We start from the raw sequence: 18,844 nt of genomic DNA on the forward strand, positions 1-18,844 counted from the left end.
GTGGGAACATCGGCAAGACGCATCCGTTTCCCTAATCCATTCATCACATCTGACAGTGGAGGCAGACATGTCCGACACCGTTGCCGATTTCATTCTTTCTCGCCTCAAGCAGTGGGGCATTACCCGTATCTATGGCTTCCCGGGAGACGGGATCAGCGGGCTCGTCGCAGCGCTTGGACGCGATGACGAGATCGAATTCGTTCAGGCACGCCACGAGGAAAGCGCCGCGTTCATGGCGGCGGCGCATGCGAAATGGACCGGCGAGGTGGGCTGTTGTCTCGCGACCTCCGGCCCCGGCGCGATCCACCTGCTCAACGGTCTCTACGACGCCAAGCTGGACCACCAGCCGGTGCTTGCGATCGTCGGCCAGCAGGGGCGCAACGCGCTTGGCGGCAATTACCAGCAGGAGGTCGACCTGCAGTCGCTCTTCAAGGATGTGGCGAGCGAATATGTCCACACGATGATGGCACCGGGACAGGCGCGCCACCTGATCGACAGGGCGCTCCGGATCGCGCAGGCGCGGCGCAGCGTGACCTGCGTGATCGCCCCCAATGACGTGCAGGAGGCTCAGGCGGTCGAAGCGCCGCCCCACGCCCATGGCACCGTCCACAGCGGCGTCGGCTATCAGGCGCCGCGCCTGCTGCCGGCAGACAAGGACCTCGCCGCCGCGGCGGATATCCTGAACGCGGGCGAGAAGGTCGGCATCCTCGTCGGCGCGGGTGCGATCGGCGCAGAGACGCAGATCACGCAGCTTGCCGAAACCCTTGGCGCAGGCGTCGCCAAGGCGCTTCTGGGCAAGGCCGCGCTACCGGACGATCTGCCCTTCGTGACCGGCTCGATCGGGCTTCTGGGCACGCAGGCCTCCGACTGGATGATGCGCGAATGCGACACGCTTCTGATGATCGGCTCGCGCTTCCCCTACTCGGAATTCCTGCCCGAGGAAGGGCAGGCCAAGGCGGTGCAGATCGACCTCGACCCGACGATGGTGTCGATGCGCTACCCGATGGACGTGAACCTCGTTGGCGATGCAGCCGACACGGTGGAGGCCCTGTTGCCGCGCCTCAAGCCCAAGACCGACCGGTCGTGGCGGGAGAAGATCGAGAAGAAGACCGCCGAATGGTGGGACGGTGTCGAAAAGCGCGCCAAGGAGAGCGCCGATCCCGTCAATCCCGAACGGCTGTTCTGGGAGGCGTCGTCGCGGCTGCCCGACAACGCGATCCTGTCGGCGGACTCCGGCAGCTCGGCCAACTGGCTGGCGCGTGCGATCAAGATCCGCCGCGGCATGAAGGCCTCGCTTTCGGGGACGCTGGCGACGATGTGCCCGGGCGTGCCCTACGCTGTGGCGGCGAAGTTCTGCTATCCGGACCGCGCGGCTGTGGCCTTCGTGGGTGACGGCGCGATGCAGATGCTGGGCATCACCGACCTGATCACCGTCTCGAAATACTGGCGCGACTGGGCAGACCCGCGGCTGGTGATCTGTGTGCTGGCCAACCAGGACCTCAACCAAGTGACCTGGGAGCTGCGCGCGATGGCCGACAGCCCGCGTGTCGACAAGACGCAGGACGTGCCCGATATCGACATGGCCGCATATGCGGAGCTGTTGGGCCTCAAGGGGCTGCGGATCGACCGCACCGAGGAGATCGGTCCGGCCTGGGAAGCCGCCTTCGCCGCGGATCGCCCGACCGTGATCCACGCCACCGTCGATCCCGACGTGCCGACGCTGCCGCCCCATATCACGATGGAGCAGGCGAAATCCTTCATGAGCGCGCTCGTCCATGGAGACTCCGAGGCCGGTGGCATCGTGAAGCAGGCGTTCAAGCGCGTCACGGACCGCTGAGATGACCCTCGGCTCCGATCCGCTGATCGAGGCGGTCGACGTCTCCGTCCTGACGATCCCGACCGATGCGCCGGAATCCGACGGGACGCTGGAATGGAGCGAGACCTCGATGGTTCTCGTCTCCATCTCCGCTGGGGGCGAGACCGGCCTTGGCTACAGTTACACGACCCCCGCGACGGCGGGGATCGTGCGCGATACTCTCTTTCCACAAGTGAAAGGGCGCAATGCGCTCGACATCGCGAAGCTCTGGCTGGCGATGGTGCATGCCACGCGCAACATCGGGCGCGATGGTCCCGTCGCGATGGCAATTGCGGCGGTGGACACGGCGCTTTGGGACCTAAAAGGGAAGCTGCTGGGCCAGCCCGTCGCCGCCCTTCTCGGCCGCGCGCGCGACGCGATTCCGGCCTATGGCTCGGGCGGTTTCACCTCCTATGACGACCGGCAGCTGCGCGACCAACTCGAGGGTTGGGCCGCCGAAGGCTTCTCTATGGTGAAGATCAAGGTCGGGCGCGACCCCGATCGCGATCCGCACCGGCTGAAACAGGCGCGCAACGCCATCGGTTCCGACTGTCGGCTGTTCATGGATGCGAATGGTGCCCAGAACCGCAAGGAGGCGCTGGCGTTGGCCGAGCGTGCCCGCGAATTCGGCGTCGAATGGCACGAGGAGCCGGTCTCCTCGGACGATCTCGAAGGGCTGCGCCTGTGCCGCGACCGGGCCCCGGCGGGGATGAATGTCACGGCGGGGGAGTACGGTTTCAATATCGGCTATTTCCGCCACATGCTCGAAGCGGGCGCGGTGGATGTGCTGCAGGCGGATGCCACGCGCTGCGCGGGTATCACCGGCTTCATGGGCGTGGCCGCGCTGAGCGCCGCGCATCAGGTGCCGCTCTCTGCCCATTGCGCTCCCGCGCTGCATCTGCACGCCTGCCTCGCCGCGCTGCCCGCGATCCATCTCGAATGGTTTCACGACCATGTCCGGATCGAGGGGATGCTGTTCGACGGCGCGCCCGAGCCGGAGAAGGGCCAGCTTCGCGACAATGGCGAACCGGGGCTGGGGCTGCGGCTGCGTCCGCGTGAAGCCGAGCGGTTCCGACAGGCCTGAGCGCAGTTCCCGGCGCATCGTCTGACGCCGGGACGAAAGGTTTCGGCAGTAGCAAAGGGAATTCGCAATGACCCATGACAGGATATACGAAGCATTCCGACGCCGCACCCGTCGGCCCGTCGGCGGCATCGGGCTGGGCGCCATCGTCGCAGGCGTGGGCCTCGGTTTCGTCGCCGCCGGGCTGGCCGCGCGCCGCCCGCGTTCCGGCAACCCGGTGAAGCGGTCGCGCAACAAGCGCGAGGCGCTGCGGCTCGGTCGGGACGGGGCCGCGATCATGGGCGCAAGCGTCCTTTTCGACAGCGCGCTGGAACATCTGCGCGGCGATTTCCGCCGCGACGAGATGTATGTCGCCCCGCTGACTGGAGCGACCGCGATGGCAGCCGCCCTGGCGGAGCCGCGGCGCAGCAAGCGCGGCCGGGCGCTCGAGGCGACGCATCTCACCTCCGTCGGGATCGGGATGGCCGGGATGGGGTTCCACCTGCGCAACATCAGTCGCCGGCCCGGCGGGATTTCGTGGAACAATCTGTTCTACGCCGCGCCGCTCGGTGCACCGGGGGCGCTGATCATGAGCGGTCTGTTCGGCATGGTCACTCACCGGATGGCCCAGACTCGCGGCTACGAGCATCTGCACGGGCGCGAACTGGCCTGCCTCACCGCGCTCGCGCTGGTGGCGGAGTCGGGCGAAGTTGCGCTGCTGCATTTCCGCGGCGCGTTCCATGACAAGGCGATGTATCTGCCGGTCACGCTGCCGCCGCTCGCCGCCGCCGGGCTGATGGCGCAGGCGATCTATCCGCATCGGCGCTTCCGGCGCCCGCTTACCCTGCTGCTGCGCGCGGTCGAGGGGCTTGGCTATGTCGGCACAGGCTTTCACGCCTACGGCGTCGCGCGCAACTCGGCGGGCTGGCGCAACTGGCGACAGACGACGCTGGCGGGCCCGCCGATGCCCGCGCCAATCAGCTTCGCGGGGCTCGGCAAGACCGGGCGTGCCGCACTCGATCTGCTCGCGGTGGAACAGGATCAGCCGCACCAGACAAAGGAAAGGGCAGCGATATGAGCGAACCGTTTCGTACCCCGTATCCGGGCTATGACGTGCTCGATAAATGGGACAGCCCGTCCTTCGACGATCAGACCCGCGAGGTTCTGCGCGCGCGACGTGATCCGCCGCCGCGCCGCTTCCTCGACCCGGACCAGTTCGCGCTTCTGGAGGCGCTCTGCGCGGTCGTGATCCCGCAGCGCCGCCCCGAGCCCGTGCCCATCGCGCCCTTCATCGACGCGGCGCTGCACGAGGATCGCGGCACCGGCACCCGGTTCGCCACGATGCCGCCCGAGCGCGAGGCATGGCCCCGCGGCCTGAAGGCGATTGATGCCGAGGCACGCGCGACGTTCGACGGGCGCGGATTTCGCGAACTCGACCGGCCCGAGCAGGAGCGCCTGCTGCGCGCCATCGATCGCAGCGACTGTCGCGCGCCCGAGACATGGCAGGACATGCCACCGCAGAAATTCTTCCGCGCGCTTTTGCTCAAGCAGATCGTGGAAATCTATTACAGCGCCCCCGCCGGGATGAGCGAGATCGGCTATGGCGGCCCCGCCGCGCCACGCGGCTATGTGCGCCTCAAGGCCGGCCAGATCGACCCGTGGGAGGCGCCCTTCGGAAAATGGGAGGACCAGGCATGACCCAAGACTCGTCTCGCAGCGATCGCCCCCGCGCGGTGAATGGCCACGCCCCGGACGTATTCAAGCGCGAAGGGCAGGTGCCGATGCGCGAATACCCTAAGAACGCGCCGGTCGATTTCGTGATCGTCGGTGCGGGCTGCGGCGGTTCGGTTCTCGCAGCCAAGCTCGCCGAAGCCGGAATGTCGGTGGTGCTGTTCGATGCCGGTCCCTTCTTCCAGCCAAAGCGCGACTTCGCATCCGATGAGCGCGAGCAGGACAAGCTCTATTGGCTCGATCCGCGTATCTCCGACGGCGACGATCCGATCGAACTCGGGGCGAACAACTCCGGCCGCGCGGTGGGTGGCTCCTCGGTGCATTTCCAGATGGTGTCGCTCCGCTTCCGTCCGGAATGGTTCAAGTCCCGCTCGAAACTTGGTTACGGCCGCGACTGGCCCGTCGATTGGCGCGAGATGTGGCGCTACTACGACGAGGTGGAGGACGCGCTGAAGATTTCGGGGCCGATCCGCTACCCGTGGGGGCCCGATCGCGGGCGCTACCCTTATCGCGAGCATGAGGTGAACGAGGCCGGTCTGGTTCTGGCGCGCGGGGCCGAGGCGCTTGGCGTCGATTGGGCGCCGACGCCGCTCTGCACCGTCTCCGCGCCACGCGGGAAGTCTCCGCCCTGCGCCTATCGCGGCATGTGCAAGATCGGCTGTTCGGTGAATGCCAAGCAGAGCATGCTGATTACCTATGTCCCCCGCGCGATCAAGGCGGGGGCGGAGGTGCGCGACCTCGCCATGGTTGGCCGCATCGAAACGGGCCCGGACGGGCGCGCCAGTGGCGTCTCCTACCATCGCGACGGGGAATGGCATTTCCAGAAGGCCGCGAATGTGGTGGTGGCCGGCTACTCCATCGAGACGCCACGGCTGTTGCTGAACTCGGCCAACGCGCATCATCCGCAGGGCTTGGGCAATTCCAACGGCATGGTCGGGCGCAACCTCATGGTGCATGCGAACGACGCCGTCTGGGGCGAGTTCGACGAGGAGATCCGCTGGTACAAGGGCCCGCCCTCGATGACGACCTGCGAGCACTGGAACTATGCCGATGACGACCCGAGCAAGGATTTCGACGGTGGCTATTCCTTCATGAGCCAAGGCCCGCTGCCCGGCGATTTTGCGGGCACGCTCGTCTCCTCGTCGGGGCTGTTCGGCGACGATCTGCTGAGCAAGATGGGCCGCTACAACCGGATGGCGGGGCTGAAGATGGTGGGAGAGTCGATGCCGTCACCGGACAACCGCGTGACGCTGGCCGACGAGACCGATGCGCTTGGCCTTCCCCGGGCCAAGGTGACCCATTCCTTCTGCGACAATGACAAGCGGCTGCAGGAACATGCGCGGGGGTTCATGTCCCGGATGATGCGCGCTGCGGGCGGTCACAACCTGTTCGAAACCCAGAGCACGGCGCATCTGATGGGCGGTTGCCCGATGGGCGACGATCCCGAGACCTCGGTCACCAACGACATGGGCCGCAGCTGGGATGTCGACAATCTGTGGATCTGTGACGGCTCGCTGATGCCCACCGGCGGCGGCGTGAACCCGGCGATGACGATCCTCGCCAATGCCGCGCGGATCGCCGACCGGATCATCGATGCGCGCTTCCATTGAAGACGAAGGGTGGCGCCCCGCACGCGGGCGGGGCGCTGCGAGTTCATAGAAATTACCCGATTTGAGAGGACGCCATGAAGATCAAGGTCGAATATGCGGACGGTCTGAGGGCCGACAAGAACGTCGACCGGTTGCCGGAGGTCGATGACCGCTTCGAGGGCGACCTCGTGGAGAACGTCACGGAGTACACCCCCTTGCGAGAAGGCTATGCGGCTTACGTCCGGCTCAAGAAACCTCCCGGAGAACGCTCCGAATAGGTGCGTGTTCGGCGGCTGATCCGCTGCAGGGTCACTCGCCGGATTTCACCGCCGTATCTTCGAACACCCGCCCTTCGTCATCGGTGACGCGCAGGTGAACGGTGAGGTCCGCATTCGCTTCCAACGAGATCTTCGCTGTGGAAAGCGGGCCGGTCGCGTCTCCATCGGATACAGGAACAGAGCCGGCTTGCCGGTTGACGGATCGCCCGTTCGGGCCGCTTTTCCTCACCTCGAGGATATATTTACCCGAATGGCCGGGCTCCAGCCGGGAGAAGGTCTCAATCGTGACAAGTCCCTTGTCTTTCGAGAGTGAAATCCATGCGCGCCCGGCCCCGTCGGCCAGAGCCTGAAACGGTGCGACAAGTAGAAAGGCGAGGAGATAGGCCTTCAGTTTCATGATGAGCTCCTGTGATCACGGGGCGCGCCGGCCGGTTGAGGTCTCCAGAGTAAAAACGAACGTGGTGCCGGCTAAGAACAGCAGCTGGGACCGCACGTCTCTGGCGATCACGTCGCTGGTGCCTTTCTCAGATGATGCAAGACCCTGACATATCGAGAATATCACGTCTGATCGGAGCTGGCTTTACCCCGGACGGTTTATTTCCGTCCCCGCTCGGCCATTCGAATGATCGCGCTCGCTGACGGGAGAGGGCGACGCGCCCAGTTCCTCGGCTACCTTCAAGATGCCGCCCAGCCGGGCGACGGCCACGAAGCGTTTCATCGCGTTGAGGTTGATGTCTTTCAGCGTTTCTTGCGCCTTCGCTAAACGACGATGCCATGCGGCGGTCGTTTGCCCATCCCTGCGGCGTGTGACCGTCACGACGGCTTAACCTCCGTCCCATTCAGAGGGAGCTGCACCCTGACCTCGAGACCCGCGTCGCGACCGCTCGGCGGCGAGGTCAGAGTGAGGGGGCTTTCGATGCGCTCCGCGATCACTGAGACGATGGCGAGGCCCAACCCGCTGCCGTCATTCGTGCTGCCCGCTCGCTCGAACCGCGCAGTCAGGCGCGCCAGCGTCTCCTTGGGGATGACGGGCCCGCCATTCGTCACTGTGAACACGCCCTCCTTGGTCAGCCGTACCGTGACGGGGTCGTCCTGCGCACCGTGCTTCAGGGCGTTCTCGATGAGGTTCCGGCACAGGATGCCGAAGGCGTCGGGATCGAGATCCGAGAGCACGGGCGTCTCCGGTAACTCCAGCGCAATACGCCCGGGATCGAGGCTGCGCGCGAGGTCTTCGACAATCAGGCGGGCGGTCATGCGCAGGTCCGAACTGCGCTCCAGCCGCAACGGCCCGCCTTCCGCCCGGGCGAGCTGCAGCAGTCGTTCCGAGAGCCGCGTTAGACGTTTGAGCGTCGCTTCGATATCGGCGGCGCGTGCCTTGGCGGCTGGATCGGTGGTTTCCGCGCTCAGCCGTTGGGTCTGCGCGATGGCACCGGCAAGCGGTGTGCGCAGTTCATGGGCCGCATTGGAGGCGAAGCTTCGCTCGGCCTCGATCCCCTCGCGCAGCCGCCCCAGAAGATTGTTGAGCGTGGCTGCGACCGGGGCGATCTCGGCCTGCAGGTCGTCAGTCGGAATGGGCGTAAGGTCGCGGGCGTTGCGCGCCTCGAGGCTGGTCCGGAACCGCCGCAACGGCCCCAGATTGGTCCGCACCGCGAGAACGACAGCCGCGAAAGCGAGCGGGATCACGATCAGCAAAGGCAGGCCGAGGCCGAGCTCGATCTCGCGGGCGACCTGCGCGCGATGCGCGAGCGGCTCCGCGACGGTGATCCGTACCGTGTCCTGAAGCGCGGCATCGCTGTACAGCCGGTGGGTGGCCGTCTGGCTGAAGCCCCGTCCCTCATACGCAGGGAACACGGAAGGATCGGCGGCGTGGGATTGGAGCAGGATACGCCCCTCCGCGTCCCGCACGATATAGGTGAAGAATTCCTCGTGATTGCGAAGCTGCGCAAGGCGCTGTGTCACATTCGTGCTGTCACGGTTCACGATATCCATGACCGCGAGGGGCAGAATCCGCTGCGCCGTTTCCTGAAGCGTGGAATCGAAGACCTCGCTCATCTCCTTGCGCACGATCAGCGCGGTGACCGTCGCTGCGGCGATCCACATCAACGCCAGCACGACCCCGAGCGAAAGTCCCAGACGGGCCTGAAGGCTTCGGGGCAGCCTCATGCCTTGCCCAGCCTGTAGCCGAGGCCGCGTTCTGTCTCGATCACATGGGCGCCGAGTTTCTTGCGCAGGCGGCTGACATGGACCTCGATCGTGTTGCTCTCCACTTCCGCATCGAAGGCGTAGAGCTTCTCTTCTAGCTGGGCTTTCGACAGCAACTGGCCGGGTCGCGAGAGGAACGCTTCGAACAGGGCCCATTCGCGCGCGGTCAGCTGCACGGGCTTGCCGTCGCGCCTGATGCTGCGCGCGGCGAGGTCGATCTCGAGCCCGGCATGGCTCACGATGGGGTTCGGATTGCCGCTGTAGCGCCGCGCCACCGACCCGATGCGCGCCGAGAGCTCCGCGAGATCGAAGGGCTTCACGAGATAGTCGTCGGCGCCCGCGTTAAGCCCCTCGATCCGGTCCGAGACCTGATCGAGCGCGGTCATGATGATAACCGGCGTCACATCGCCCCGGCTGCGCAGCGCCTTCAGAAAGCCGATGCCCCGACCGTCGGGAAGCATGAGGTCCAGCAGGACGAGATCGTAGCCGGTGCTGCGGACCGACGCGCCCGCTTCGTCGAGTCGCGTGACCCAGTCCACGGAGTGACCGTCGCTTGCGATCTGGTCGCGCACCGCGTTGCCCAGAATAGTGTCGTCCTCGATCAGCAGGATGCGCATCTTCGTTCCATCTCTTGTCCGTTGACCCCTCTTCACCCGCCCGGCTGACACCAAGCTGACGCTGCGCGGGATGCGGCTTCAGGTTCCCGTCAGATTGATTGCCCATGAAAGGTGCGGAATTGGCCGTGAACAGGAGTTTGGCCCATGAAGAAGACCATGACAATTCTTGCCTTTCTCGCGACGTTCCCGGCCGGGGCGGCCCTGGCCGATGACGATTGTTTCGCGCCGATGGCGGATTGGCAGCCCCGCGACGCCGTGGTCCAGCTCGCCGAGCAGAACGGCTGGACAGTGCGCCGCATTAAGATCGACGACGGCTGCTACGAGATCGACGGCACTGACGTGCAGGGCCGCCGGGTCGAAGTGAAGCTTCATCCGGCGACGCTCCAGGTTCTCGAGATCGAATATGAAAACGGCGAAGAAGGTCGGTCCCGCCAAGATCGTGAAGGAGACAACCATGAGTGACGCAGCATTTCGCGACGCAACGCGTCCGAACGGCGAGGCCGGGGGACGCGTGCGGGTCTGGGATCCGCTGGTGCGGATATTCCACTGGGCTCTTGTCGCCACCTTCGTGATTGCTTGGTTCACCGCCGACGAAGTGCAGCCGGTGCATGAGGTTGCAGGCTACACTGTCGCCGGGCTGGTCGCGCTCCGACTGATCTGGGGGATCGTGGGCGGGCGCTATGCCCGGTTCACTCAGTTCCTCAGAGGGCCGGGGCAGACGCTCTCCTATCTTGGCGATATGCTGCGCGGCAAGGAGCGTCGCTATCTCGGTCACAACCCTGCGGGGGCGTTGATGATCGTGGCGTTACTGATCTCGCTGTCGGGAACCGCCTTCACCGGCTGGCTGATGGCGGAGCCCACACGCATTGCGATGCTGCCCGCGCTGCCGCAGATCGTGACCCCGGCGCTGGCCGACGAGGAGGGCGAATACGGCGAGGGCGCGGAGGGCGGCGGTAACGAGGCGCTCGAGGAGCTGCACGAGGTTCTCGCCAATCTGGTCCTGCTGCTCGTGGCGTTGCATGTCGCCGGTGTCGTTCTTGCGTCTTTCCGGCATCGCGAGAACCTCGCGCGGTCGATGCTCACCGGTGACAAGCGTGCGCCTGGCCCCGGCGATATCGCCTGACCGCTTCCGATTTCGTCGCCAAGGCCGTTTCGTTCCGCGGCCTGACTCGGCCCCGCCCTCACACGGCGGGGCCTTTTTCCTGACGCCAAGCTGAAGCGGAAACCGTCCGCCTGTCAGGATGCCCTCAGGTCCGCTGCCCAGATTGTCGGTAGCAGATGAAAAAGGAGACCCTGCCATGCGAAAGACCCTGACCGCACTTCCCCTCATCGCCCTGCTGCCCGCAGGGATGGCCTTGGCCGACGACGACTACAGAAAGTCTTCGCGCGGCGAAGGAATGTCCCGTGATGCGGTGATGCAGATGGCGCGCGAGAACGGCTGGGCCGTCGAGGAAATCGAGATGGAAGACGGCCAATACAAGATCGAGGGCCGCGACCGCGACGGGCGCAAAATCGACACCAAGCTCGATCCGGCGACGCTGCGCCTCATCAGGTCGGAACATGACGACGATGACGAAGAAGACGACGACGATGACGATTACGGCGCATCGGCGCGCAACCCGGCCCCCGCGGGCACGGTCGCCCCGCCGAAAAACGGTCTCTTCGGCAACGGCGCGCCGCCCAAGGTTCAGGTGAACTGAGCCGACATCGCATTCCTCCCCCAAAAAAAGGATTCCCGTAATGAAGTCTCTTCTAGCAACTTTGGCGCTGAGCACGGCGCTGACCGTTCCCGCCCTCGCGTCGGCGCAGCCCGTCACGCTCAAGACCACGCTGAACAATTACGGCGGCGACGGCGCTTATCTCGCGCTCTATGTCACCGACCCGTCGGGCGCCTATGCGGGCAGCCTCTGGATGGCGGGTGGCAAGTCCAAATATTACGAGCATCTCCGCGACTGGTATCGCGCGACCGCGGGCGACCCGGCGCAGATCAACGGCATCACCGGCGCCAGCGTCGGCGCGGGCCGGACGCTCGAGATAACGCTCGATCTCGCGGATGCGCTCTTCGACGCCGGCTACACGCTCCATGTCGATGCCGCCGTCGAGGACATGCGCGACAGCCCCAACGAGATCGCCGTGCCGCTGACCACGGACGGCGCGGGCAAGCCGGTCTCGGGCCGTCGCTACGTGGCCGATTTCACCTACGACATGTGAGGTGACAGGCCATGATCCGCGCGTTTCATCGCTGGCCGGGGCTGATTGCCCTGGCGCTTGTCACGGTGCTGGCGCTTAGCGGCGCGGTGCTCGCGGTCTTTTCGGTTACGGAGCGGATCGCGGCGCCGCAGGCCGGCGCAGAGCTAAGCGTTGCGACCCTCGCCGAGCGCATCCAGACTGTCTATCCGGGGCTCGAGCAGATCCGGCGTGCACCGTCGGGGCGGATCACCGCCTATTGGTTCGAGTCCGGACAGCCCGGTGCCGCCGTAATCGATCCCATGACGGGTCGCGGCGTCGCCTCGGCTGATCCGTATGGCTTTCAGCGTTGGCTGACCAACCTGCACCGCTCCCTCTTTCTCGGCGATCCCGGCCGTGTCGCGAGCGCGCTGGGCGCAGTCGCGATGCTTGTGCTCTCGGTCTCCGGAGCGATGCTCGTCGCGCGGCGTGTCGGCGGTTGGCGGAACTGGTTCTCCCGTTTGCGCGGGCCGCTCGCCGGGCGGCTCCATGTGGAGATCGCCCGCGTCGCGGTGATAGGTCTGATCTTCTCCTCCGTCACCTCTTTGTGGATGACGGCCTCGACCTTCGCGCTGATCCCGGATGGCGGGCCGTCGCTGGGCGTGCCCACCGAGGTGAGCGGCCAAACGGGCGCGTCGATTCCCGATCTCGGCTTGCTCGGCACCACGCCCGTCTCGGAACTGCGCAGCCTGAGCTTCCCCTATGACGGCGATGCCACCGATGTGTTCACGCTCAAGACCGATCGCGGCACCGGCTATCTCGATCAGGGCACCGGCACCGTGCTCGCCTGGGCGGATCTGACCGCATGGCAACGCGTCTCGGAAACCATCTACACCCTGCATACGGGGCAGGGCGCTGCGCTGCTTGGTGCGGTGCTGGGTCTCATGGCGCTCGGCGTGCCGGCGATGGGTCTGACCGGCGTGTCGATCTGGCTCGTGGGGCGTCGCGGACGCCCGCGTGTCCGGGCCAACCAGTCGGCCGGGCGCGCGGAGACGATCCTTCTCGTCGGTAGCGAAAGCGGCAGCACATGGGGGTTTGCGACGACCCTGCACGCGGCGCTTCGCGCAGCGGGCCAGAGTGTTCACATCGCGCCGATGTCGTCCTTCGCCCCCGAGCGTTACGCCCGGGCCGATCGGATCATCGTGCTCGCGGCAACCTATGGCGACGGGGCGGAGCCCAGTTCCGCGAAAGGGTTCCTGACGAAACTCGAAGCCCATTCCGATGCGCTGGATATCCCGATTGCCGTGCTCGGCTTCGGGGACCGGAGTTTCCCTGCCTATTGCGCCTATGCCCAGACGGTTGCCGACACCGTGGACGCGAAGAGGTGGCCGGTTCTTCTGCCCTATGACACGATCGACCGTCAGTCGCCGCAGGCCTTCGCGCGCTGGGGGCAGGCGCTGGGCGCGGTGCTCGGGATCGCGCTCGATCTGCAACACCAACCGACGCCGCCCGTCACGACCGAACTCACGCTCCAGTCGCGGCGCGATTACGGGGCGGACGTGCAGGCGCCGACGTCGATCCTGCGCTTCTCGCTGCCGCGCGCTACGTTCTGGCAGAGGCTGACAGGTACGGGTTTCACGCGGTTCGCCGCGGGAGACCTGATCGGGATCCTGCCCGAAGGGGCGCCGACACCGCGCTTTTATTCGCTCGCGTCGTCGCGTCGCGACGGGTTTCTGGAGATCGTGGTCAGGAAGCATCCCGGCGGCCTGTGTTCGAGCCAACTGACGGCGCTCGAGCCGGGGGAGCGCGTTCGCGCATTCATCCGGCGCAATCCTGCCTTCCGGCCGGACCGCTCGCATACGCCGCTGATTCTGATCGGCGCGGGCACGGGAATCGGCCCCCTTGTGGGCTTCGTGCGTGAGAACGAGCAACGTCGCCCGATCCACCTGTTCTTCGGCATACGCGATCCGCAAAGCGATTTCCTCTATGCGCAGGAGATCGGGGGTTGGAAGGACGAGGGCCGTCTGTCGCGGCTCGTGACCTCGGTCTCGCGCGGCCAGCGCCCGCGCTATGTGCAGGATGCGATGCGCGCCGATGGCCCCGAATTGGTTCGGCTCGTGCAGAGCGGCGCGCGGATCATGGTGTGCGGCGGGAGAGACATGGCGGCGGGGGTCGCCGATGCCCTTCACGATATCCTCGCGGCCTCTGGTCTGAGTGCGGCCAAACTGAAAACGGAGGGACGCTATGTCGAAGACATCTTCTGATCTCGTGCGCCACGCCCTGCACGGCCCGACCATGGGCACCCGCTGGACCGCCCTGTTTTTCGCACCGCCCGGGCGCGATCCCGCGCCGATCCGGGCCGCGCTTCAGGCGGCGGTTGCGGAGGTGGACACCCAGATGTCCACGTGGAAACCCGACAGCGAGCTGATGCGGCTCAATGCGGCTCCGGAAGGCGAATGGGTGAAGGTGCCCGGTCGCTTGGCCGAAGTGCTCCACCTCGGGCTGGAGATCGGCAAAGCCTCTGGGGGCGCGTTCGATGTCGGGCTCGGCGATGCGGTCACGGCGTGGGGCTTCGGGCCCGACGAAGCGTCGCCCGACGCGATCCGCGCCGCGATGAGCGTGCCGCGGCAGCCTGCATATGAATGGCTCGAGATCGACCATGACAGGGTGCGCAAGCACGGCCCCGCGGCGCTGGACCTGAACGGGATCGCGAAAGGTTACGGCGTGGATCGCCTCGCCGAGACGCTGGCCGCGCAGGGGATCGAGGCTGGTCTTGTCGGGATCGACGGCGAAATGCGGGCCGAGGGGCTCAGGCCAGATGGCAGCGCGTGGACGATCGCGGTCGAGAGCCCCGATCCGCTTCGCCGCATGCCGCATTCGATCCTCGCGCTCGAGAATGCATCGGTCGCAACGTCGGGCGATTACCGTCACTGGATCGATCTCGGCGTGCGCAGGCTCTCGCATACGATGGATCGTTCGCGTGGCGCACCGTTGCTGGCATCGCCTGCCTCCGTGACGGTGGTCGCGCGCAGTTGCGCCGAAGCTGATGGCTGGGCCACCGCGCTGATGGTGCTCGGTCCGGGCAAGGGGCTGGAGGTTGCGAAGGCGCGCGGTCTCGACGCCCTGTTCCTTATGCATGTGGACGACGGCAGCGTGCAAAGCCGTGGCACAGGCGATCTCTTTCCCCAGAGTCTGGCGGCCACGGTATAGGCTACGTCGGTTCGCCGCGGATCCGACCGACGGCGCCGGGAGATGCCGCTGCAGGCGCGCTCCGACATGTCCTCGCCCCTTATCGGGATGGGCGTAACGGTGGAGGAAAACGACATCCCGACCTGATCGTTGATGCATCGCGCGATCCCTGTGCCGCGAGTAATCCGATCCGCCTTGACGCGGAAAGGGGCGCGCAGTTTGCAGGTCGCGCTCTGATTGCCGGGCTGCCGCGCAAGCGATAACCCTTGTCTGTCGAGAATGGAGACGAACATGAAAATCGCGCTTGTCCAACCGCGGCCGCTTTCCTCTGATCAGAGGCAAATATTTGCGATCATCGAGGAATGGGTGAGCGGTGTGGCGTCGCTCGGAGCCGATCTTGTCGTGCTGCCCGAGCTGATACTGCCCGGCTACAACCGCCCCGAAGAACACCGCGAGCAGGCGCAACCGCTCGACGGAAAGTGGTGCGCAGCGATGCGCGACATCGCGCGGAAACACGGGTGCGCGATCTGTTATGGCTGGGCCGAACGGCTGGGCGATCAGGTGTTCAACGCGGCGTCCGTGCTCGACAAGACAGGCGCAAGGGTCGGGCATTATCGCAAGATTCAGCTCTTCGGCGAGATGGAGCGTGCGAGCTTCGACTTCGGTACGGAGGCGCCACCCGTATTCGAGCTGAATGGCGTCCGGACCGGTCTGCTGATTTGCTATGACATCGAGTTCCCGGAACATGCGCGTGCTCTGGCGCGAGCCAAGGCCGAATTGATCCTCGTGCCCACGGCGAATCCGGTTGGCTACGATCACGTTCCCGATCTGCTCGTGCGGGCGCGGGCGAACGAAAACGCGGCCGTGGTCGTCTACGCGAATTACGCGGGACCTGATCGAGAGATCGACTTTGGCGGCAAGTCGGTGATCGCGGGCCCCGACGGGCAGGCCGTGGCGCAGGCCGGAAGAGGGCCGACGACGTTGATTGCGGACCTGCCGAAAACTGCCGATTATCCGGCCGAGGCGATCTCGGTTCAGTTCGACGATTTGCGCCGCGTGGAGTAGTCGGCGGCCTTCGCGCCTTCGCGATTTGAAATTCGGCCATCCGAGCATAGCTCCCGATTACGCACCGCTTAGGGGCGGTGCGACAGTCCACCTCGGGTTGGGGCAAATATTTCGGAGGACATATGGAAATCAACGCGGAGTTTTCGGAGCGCGTGCTCGTTCATTCCGACACGCTCGATTGGCATGGCTCGCCGTCGGCTGGCGTGGAGCGGCGGATGCTCGACCGGATTGGCGACGAGGTGGCAAGGGCGACGAGCATCGTGCGCTTCGCCCCGGGGCATAGTTTCTCGGCGCATAAGCATGGCGGGGGCGAGGAATACCTCGTGCTGGAAGGGGTGTTCCAGGACGAGAGCGGCGATTATCCGGCGGGAACTTACGTGCGCAATCCGCCGCAGACCCGGCATCGTCCGGGCTCGGAGGGCGGCTGCACGATCTTCGTGAAGCTCTGGCAATTCGACCCCGACGACCGCGACCAGTTCCACAAGGACATGCGGACCGATTTGGTCCACACCGAAGAGGGTATTGAGTGCTCCGAGCTTCACCGCGATGCACGTGAGATCGTTCGCTATTTCCGGCTGGCGCCGAATGCGGGCCTGTCGCTCGATGATCCGGGCGGGATGGAACTGCTCGTGCTTGGCGGGACGTTGACCGAGAGCGGCGACGAGCTGCGCGAGGGGTCGTGGTTGCGCCTGCCTATCGGACACACGCTGCAGGTTCAGGCGGGGCAGGACGGCGCGGAGTTCTGGATCAAGACAGGGCATCTGCGCTTTGTCGCGGCACCGGACCAGTGACGGAAAACCATTTCTCCAAATGACGGGATTTCAATGAAGACGCAGGTCGCGATCGTCGGCGGTGGGCTGGCAGGCTTGGCGCTTGCGCGGCGTCTGCACGCACGCGGGATTTCTTTCGAGCTGTTCGAGGCACGGCCCCGCTTCGGCGGGCGGATCAAGGCGCTTGAGATCGGCGCCGGGAAGGTCGATCTCGGCCCGTCGTGGTTCTGGCCCGGCCAGCCACGTATCGCTGCGCTCACCGAGGCGCTGAAGCTGCGAAAGTTCGAGCAGTACGCGCGCGGCGCGGTGTCCCTGGAAGATGCGAACGGCCTTGTTCACCGCAACATGGGGTTTGCCAGCATGGCCGGGTCGTGGCGCCTCGAAGGCGGAATGGTCGCGCTGACGAACGCGTTGGCCGCTGAGCTTCCGGCCGCGCGGCTTCATCCCGGTGCGCGGGTCGTGGCGCTTGGGACTGGGCCCTCGGTCACGCTTGCGGATGGCCGCGTCTGCTGGGCCGAGCATGTCGTGCTTGCCGTGCCGCCGCGCGTCGCGGCGCAAATCTCTTTTGCGCCGCCGCTGAGCGACATGCAGATGCAGGCGCTCCGCGCGACCCCGACGTGGATGGCGGGACACGCAAAGTTCGTCGCGGTGTACGAGCGTCCGTTCTGGCGCGAAGCCGGGCTCTCAGGCGATGCGATGAGCCAGCGCGGGCCGCTGGCGGAAATCCACGATGCCTCCGGGGCGGAAGGATCTCCGGCTGCGCTCTTCGGATTTCTGGGCGTCCCCGCGCGGGCGCGGATCGGGCAGGGAGAGACGATCGAAGCGATGGCGCTCGCGCAATTGGCGCGTATCTTCGGTCCCGAAGCCGCCAACCCGCTGACCTATGCGCTGGAGGACTGGGCCATGGCCCCCGAAACCGCGACGGAAGCCGATTTCGAGCCGCTCCGGTTTCACCCCGATTACGGCCTGCCGCCGGTCCTTCGGGGCCTCCATGACGGACATGTGCATCTCTCCTCATCCGAGACCGCGCCCGAGATGGGCGGCTACATGGAAGGCGCATTGGCTGCGGCCGAACGCGTGGCGCGCGAACTGGGTATTTGAGCCGAACCCGCTGTCGGAAAAGCCGATCCTAGACGACATTGCCGGTCGGGATACGCACCCCGACCGGCAAGCCGCTTTCAGTCCTTCCGCAAGCGGTCTCAGGTCTGGTCGATGGTCACCACGATTTTGCCTACGGCGTGCCCGTCCTTGAGCCGCTCATAAGCCTCACGAGTCTCGCTCATCGGGTAGACGCGGTCGATCACGGGACGAATGGCCCCGTCTTCCAGCAGCTTGGCCAGATCGGACAGCATCGCGCCATCGGGCTCCATCAGGAACCATTCGAACTCGACGCCGTGTTTGGAGGCCAGATCGTCCGTGTCCTGCCCCTTGATCGAGACGAGCTTGCCGCCCTTCTTGAGAACCTTGAACGAGCGGTTCAGCGTCTCGCCGCCCAGCAGGTCAAAGACGATGTCGTAATCCGAAAGCTCTTCGTCGAAGGCCTGACTGTGATAGTCGATCACGATATCCGCCCCGAGCTCGCGGACCAGATCAGCGTTGCGCGGGCTACAGGTGGTGGCGACATGGGCCCCGAAATGCTTCGCGATCTGGATCGCCAAGGTGCCGACCCCGCCCGATCCGGCATGGATAAGAACCTTGTCGCCCGGCTTCAGCTTGGCTTTCGACATCAGCGCCTGCCACGCGGTCAGTCCGGCGAGCGGAACGGAAGCCGCTTCCTCGTGGCTCAGCTTCGCGGGCTTGAGCGCGATCTCATCGGTCTTGAGGCGAGCGACCTGCGCGATCGCGCCGGCGTCCTCCTGGTTGGGGCGCGCGAACACCGCGTCTCCCACTTTGAAATCCGTAACACCCGGGCCGACCTCGACGATCTCACCCGAAACGTCGTAGCCCATGACATGCGGGAATTCGAGCGGGACGTTTTCCTTCATCGCGCCCGATTGCAGAATGTAGTCGATGGGGTTCACGCTGGCCGCGTGGACGGCGATCAGGACGGAGCCTTCCTTCAGCTGGGGCGGGGCGATGTCGTCGATTTCGATCGCCGTGTCGTAGTCCCGGATGATGGCGGCTTTCATGGGCGTATCTCCTGTTTGAATGGGGTGGGAAACCGGCTTGCGCGTGGGTCGCGGTTCAAGAGGTCTTTAGGTCAATCTGACGGTAGAACTCGAACGCGGCGCTGAAGGTCCATGGACACCGAAGATGTGAAGCGCCGACGGTTGGCGGCGCGCCGATGCGCCATCCACAGCTCCGGACTTGCAGCCGTTTTCC

The 18,844-nt window shown here is 65.8% G+C and carries 20 protein-coding genes; 15 read left to right on the top strand and 5 right to left on the bottom strand.

Annotated elements, in window-relative coordinates:
• The first annotated feature begins 67 nt into the window (after positions 1-67).
• The 6 genes from BMG03_RS05670 to BMG03_RS05695 all read left to right on the top strand — a co-directional run bounded on the left by BMG03_RS05670 (position 68) and on the right by BMG03_RS05695 (position 6,513).
• Positions 68-1,837: a thiamine pyrophosphate-requiring protein gene (locus tag BMG03_RS05670; protein ID WP_075776381.1), complete on the top strand. Its 1,770-nt coding sequence runs from the start codon at positions 68-70 to the stop codon at positions 1,835-1,837.
• A gap of 1 nt (position 1,838) precedes the next feature.
• Positions 1,839-2,939 (top strand): enolase C-terminal domain-like protein, encoded by a 1,101-nt coding sequence (locus BMG03_RS05675; RefSeq protein WP_075776380.1) that lies wholly within the window; start codon positions 1,839-1,841, stop codon positions 2,937-2,939.
• Between the two features lie 67 nt (positions 2,940-3,006).
• Entirely contained in the window at positions 3,007-3,993 is a 987-nt protein-coding gene (locus tag BMG03_RS05680; protein WP_075776379.1) for a hypothetical protein, read from the top strand.
• Complete coding sequence (locus BMG03_RS05685; protein ID WP_075776378.1) at positions 3,990-4,613, top strand: gluconate 2-dehydrogenase subunit 3 family protein; 624 nt, start codon at positions 3,990-3,992, stop codon at positions 4,611-4,613. The genes BMG03_RS05680 and BMG03_RS05685 overlap by 4 nt, the downstream gene beginning before the upstream one ends.
• The gene (locus BMG03_RS05690; protein ID WP_075776377.1) at positions 4,610-6,256 is read left to right on the top strand and encodes a GMC family oxidoreductase; all 1,647 of its coding nucleotides are present in this window, start codon (positions 4,610-4,612) and stop codon (positions 6,254-6,256) included. The genes BMG03_RS05685 and BMG03_RS05690 overlap by 4 nt, the downstream gene beginning before the upstream one ends.
• Before the next feature lie 74 nt (positions 6,257-6,330).
• Positions 6,331-6,513: a hypothetical protein gene (locus tag BMG03_RS05695; protein ID WP_075776376.1), complete on the top strand. Its 183-nt coding sequence runs from the start codon at positions 6,331-6,333 to the stop codon at positions 6,511-6,513.
• A 31-nt stretch (positions 6,514-6,544) separates the two neighbouring features.
• On the opposite strand, the gene csgH is transcribed toward BMG03_RS05695, so the two are convergent.
• The 4 genes from csgH to BMG03_RS05715 form a co-directional block, all read right to left on the bottom strand.
• Entirely contained in the window at positions 6,545-6,910 is a 366-nt protein-coding gene (gene csgH / locus BMG03_RS05700; RefSeq protein ID WP_075776375.1) for a curli-like amyloid fiber formation chaperone CsgH, read from the bottom strand.
• A 183-nt stretch (positions 6,911-7,093) separates the two neighbouring features.
• A complete protein-coding gene (locus BMG03_RS20930; protein ID WP_075776374.1) occupies positions 7,094-7,330 on the bottom strand; it encodes a LysR family transcriptional regulator in 237 nt (78 codons plus the stop codon).
• Positions 7,327-8,676: an ATP-binding protein gene (locus BMG03_RS05710; RefSeq protein WP_075776373.1), complete on the bottom strand. Its 1,350-nt coding sequence runs from the start codon at positions 8,674-8,676 to the stop codon at positions 7,327-7,329. Before BMG03_RS05710 ends, BMG03_RS20930 begins: the two co-directional genes overlap by 4 nt.
• Positions 8,673-9,332, bottom strand: a complete 660-nt coding sequence (locus tag BMG03_RS05715; protein ID WP_075776372.1) for a response regulator transcription factor — start codon at positions 9,330-9,332, stop codon at positions 8,673-8,675. Before BMG03_RS05715 ends, BMG03_RS05710 begins: the two co-directional genes overlap by 4 nt.
• Before the next feature lie 144 nt (positions 9,333-9,476).
• Between BMG03_RS05715 and BMG03_RS05720 the strand changes: the two genes are divergently transcribed.
• The 9 genes from BMG03_RS05720 (at position 9,477) to BMG03_RS05760 (ending at position 17,623) form a co-directional block, all read left to right on the top strand.
• The gene (locus BMG03_RS05720) at positions 9,477-9,794 is read left to right on the top strand and encodes a PepSY domain-containing protein (protein WP_075776371.1); all 318 of its coding nucleotides are present in this window, start codon (positions 9,477-9,479) and stop codon (positions 9,792-9,794) included.
• Positions 9,787-10,455, top strand: a complete 669-nt coding sequence (locus BMG03_RS05725) for a cytochrome b/b6 domain-containing protein (protein ID WP_075776370.1) — start codon at positions 9,787-9,789, stop codon at positions 10,453-10,455. The genes BMG03_RS05720 and BMG03_RS05725 overlap by 8 nt, the downstream gene beginning before the upstream one ends.
• Before the next feature lie 175 nt (positions 10,456-10,630).
• Entirely contained in the window at positions 10,631-11,032 is a 402-nt protein-coding gene (locus BMG03_RS05730; RefSeq protein ID WP_075776369.1) for a PepSY domain-containing protein, read from the top strand.
• Between the two features lie 40 nt (positions 11,033-11,072).
• A complete protein-coding gene (locus BMG03_RS05735; RefSeq protein WP_075776368.1) occupies positions 11,073-11,543 on the top strand; it encodes a DUF2271 domain-containing protein in 471 nt (156 codons plus the stop codon).
• Positions 11,544-11,554: 11 nt separating this feature from the next.
• Positions 11,555-13,762 carry a PepSY domain-containing protein gene (locus tag BMG03_RS05740; RefSeq protein ID WP_075776367.1) on the top strand — a complete coding sequence of 736 codons (2,208 nt, stop codon included), beginning with the start codon at positions 11,555-11,557 and terminating at the stop codon, positions 13,760-13,762.
• Positions 13,743-14,708 carry an FAD:protein FMN transferase gene (locus tag BMG03_RS05745; RefSeq protein ID WP_075776366.1) on the top strand — a complete coding sequence of 322 codons (966 nt, stop codon included), beginning with the start codon at positions 13,743-13,745 and terminating at the stop codon, positions 14,706-14,708. Before BMG03_RS05740 ends, BMG03_RS05745 begins: the two co-directional genes overlap by 20 nt.
• Positions 14,709-14,978: 270 nt before the next feature.
• A complete protein-coding gene (locus BMG03_RS05750; protein WP_075776365.1) occupies positions 14,979-15,752 on the top strand; it encodes a carbon-nitrogen hydrolase family protein in 774 nt (257 codons plus the stop codon).
• A 122-nt stretch (positions 15,753-15,874) separates the two neighbouring features.
• Positions 15,875-16,543, top strand: coding sequence for a cupin domain-containing protein (locus tag BMG03_RS05755; protein ID WP_075776364.1), 669 nt, complete (start codon positions 15,875-15,877; stop codon positions 16,541-16,543).
• A 33-nt stretch (positions 16,544-16,576) separates the two neighbouring features.
• Entirely contained in the window at positions 16,577-17,623 is a 1,047-nt protein-coding gene (locus BMG03_RS05760; RefSeq protein WP_075776363.1) for a flavin monoamine oxidase family protein, read from the top strand.
• Between the two features lie 98 nt (positions 17,624-17,721).
• Here BMG03_RS05760 and BMG03_RS05765 read toward each other — a convergent pair whose 3' ends face one another.
• Positions 17,722-18,651: an NADP-dependent oxidoreductase gene (locus BMG03_RS05765; RefSeq protein ID WP_075776362.1), complete on the bottom strand. Its 930-nt coding sequence runs from the start codon at positions 18,649-18,651 to the stop codon at positions 17,722-17,724.
• Positions 18,652-18,844: the final 193 nt, after the last annotated feature.

The organism is Thioclava nitratireducens (assembly GCF_001940525.2).
GTDB lineage: Bacteria > Pseudomonadota > Alphaproteobacteria > Rhodobacterales > Rhodobacteraceae > Thioclava > Thioclava nitratireducens.

What these genes read in the sequence shown, in the direction of transcription:
- BMG03_RS05695 (WP_075776376.1), top strand. Translation starts at nt 6,331, where the DNA reads ATGAAGATCAAGGTCGAATATGCGGACGGTCTGAGGGCCGACAAGAAC.
- BMG03_RS05675 (WP_075776380.1), top strand. Translation starts at nt 1,839, where the DNA reads ATGACCCTCGGCTCCGATCCGCTGATCGAGGCGGTCGACGTCTCCGTC.
- BMG03_RS05670 (WP_075776381.1), top strand. Translation starts at nt 68, where the DNA reads ATGTCCGACACCGTTGCCGATTTCATTCTTTCTCGCCTCAAGCAGTGG.
- BMG03_RS05750 (WP_075776365.1), top strand. Translation starts at nt 14,979, where the DNA reads ATGAAAATCGCGCTTGTCCAACCGCGGCCGCTTTCCTCTGATCAGAGG.
- BMG03_RS05710 (WP_075776373.1), bottom strand. Translation starts at nt 8,676, where the DNA reads ATGAGGCTGCCCCGAAGCCTTCAGGCCCGTCTGGGACTTTCGCTCGGG.
- BMG03_RS05690 (WP_075776377.1), top strand. Translation starts at nt 4,610, where the DNA reads ATGACCCAAGACTCGTCTCGCAGCGATCGCCCCCGCGCGGTGAATGGC.
- csgH (WP_075776375.1), bottom strand. Translation starts at nt 6,910, where the DNA reads ATGAAACTGAAGGCCTATCTCCTCGCCTTTCTACTTGTCGCACCGTTT.
- BMG03_RS05685 (WP_075776378.1), top strand. Translation starts at nt 3,990, where the DNA reads ATGAGCGAACCGTTTCGTACCCCGTATCCGGGCTATGACGTGCTCGAT.
- BMG03_RS05720 (WP_075776371.1), top strand. Translation starts at nt 9,477, where the DNA reads ATGAAGAAGACCATGACAATTCTTGCCTTTCTCGCGACGTTCCCGGCC.
- BMG03_RS05725 (WP_075776370.1), top strand. Translation starts at nt 9,787, where the DNA reads ATGAGTGACGCAGCATTTCGCGACGCAACGCGTCCGAACGGCGAGGCC.
- BMG03_RS05755 (WP_075776364.1), top strand. Translation starts at nt 15,875, where the DNA reads ATGGAAATCAACGCGGAGTTTTCGGAGCGCGTGCTCGTTCATTCCGAC.
- BMG03_RS05680 (WP_075776379.1), top strand. Translation starts at nt 3,007, where the DNA reads ATGACCCATGACAGGATATACGAAGCATTCCGACGCCGCACCCGTCGG.
- BMG03_RS05740 (WP_075776367.1), top strand. Translation starts at nt 11,555, where the DNA reads ATGATCCGCGCGTTTCATCGCTGGCCGGGGCTGATTGCCCTGGCGCTT.
- BMG03_RS05765 (WP_075776362.1), bottom strand. Translation starts at nt 18,651, where the DNA reads ATGAAAGCCGCCATCATCCGGGACTACGACACGGCGATCGAAATCGAC.
- BMG03_RS05715 (WP_075776372.1), bottom strand. Translation starts at nt 9,332, where the DNA reads ATGCGCATCCTGCTGATCGAGGACGACACTATTCTGGGCAACGCGGTG.
- BMG03_RS05745 (WP_075776366.1), top strand. Translation starts at nt 13,743, where the DNA reads ATGTCGAAGACATCTTCTGATCTCGTGCGCCACGCCCTGCACGGCCCG.
- BMG03_RS05730 (WP_075776369.1), top strand. Translation starts at nt 10,631, where the DNA reads ATGCGAAAGACCCTGACCGCACTTCCCCTCATCGCCCTGCTGCCCGCA.
- BMG03_RS05735 (WP_075776368.1), top strand. Translation starts at nt 11,073, where the DNA reads ATGAAGTCTCTTCTAGCAACTTTGGCGCTGAGCACGGCGCTGACCGTT.
- BMG03_RS05760 (WP_075776363.1), top strand. Translation starts at nt 16,577, where the DNA reads ATGAAGACGCAGGTCGCGATCGTCGGCGGTGGGCTGGCAGGCTTGGCG.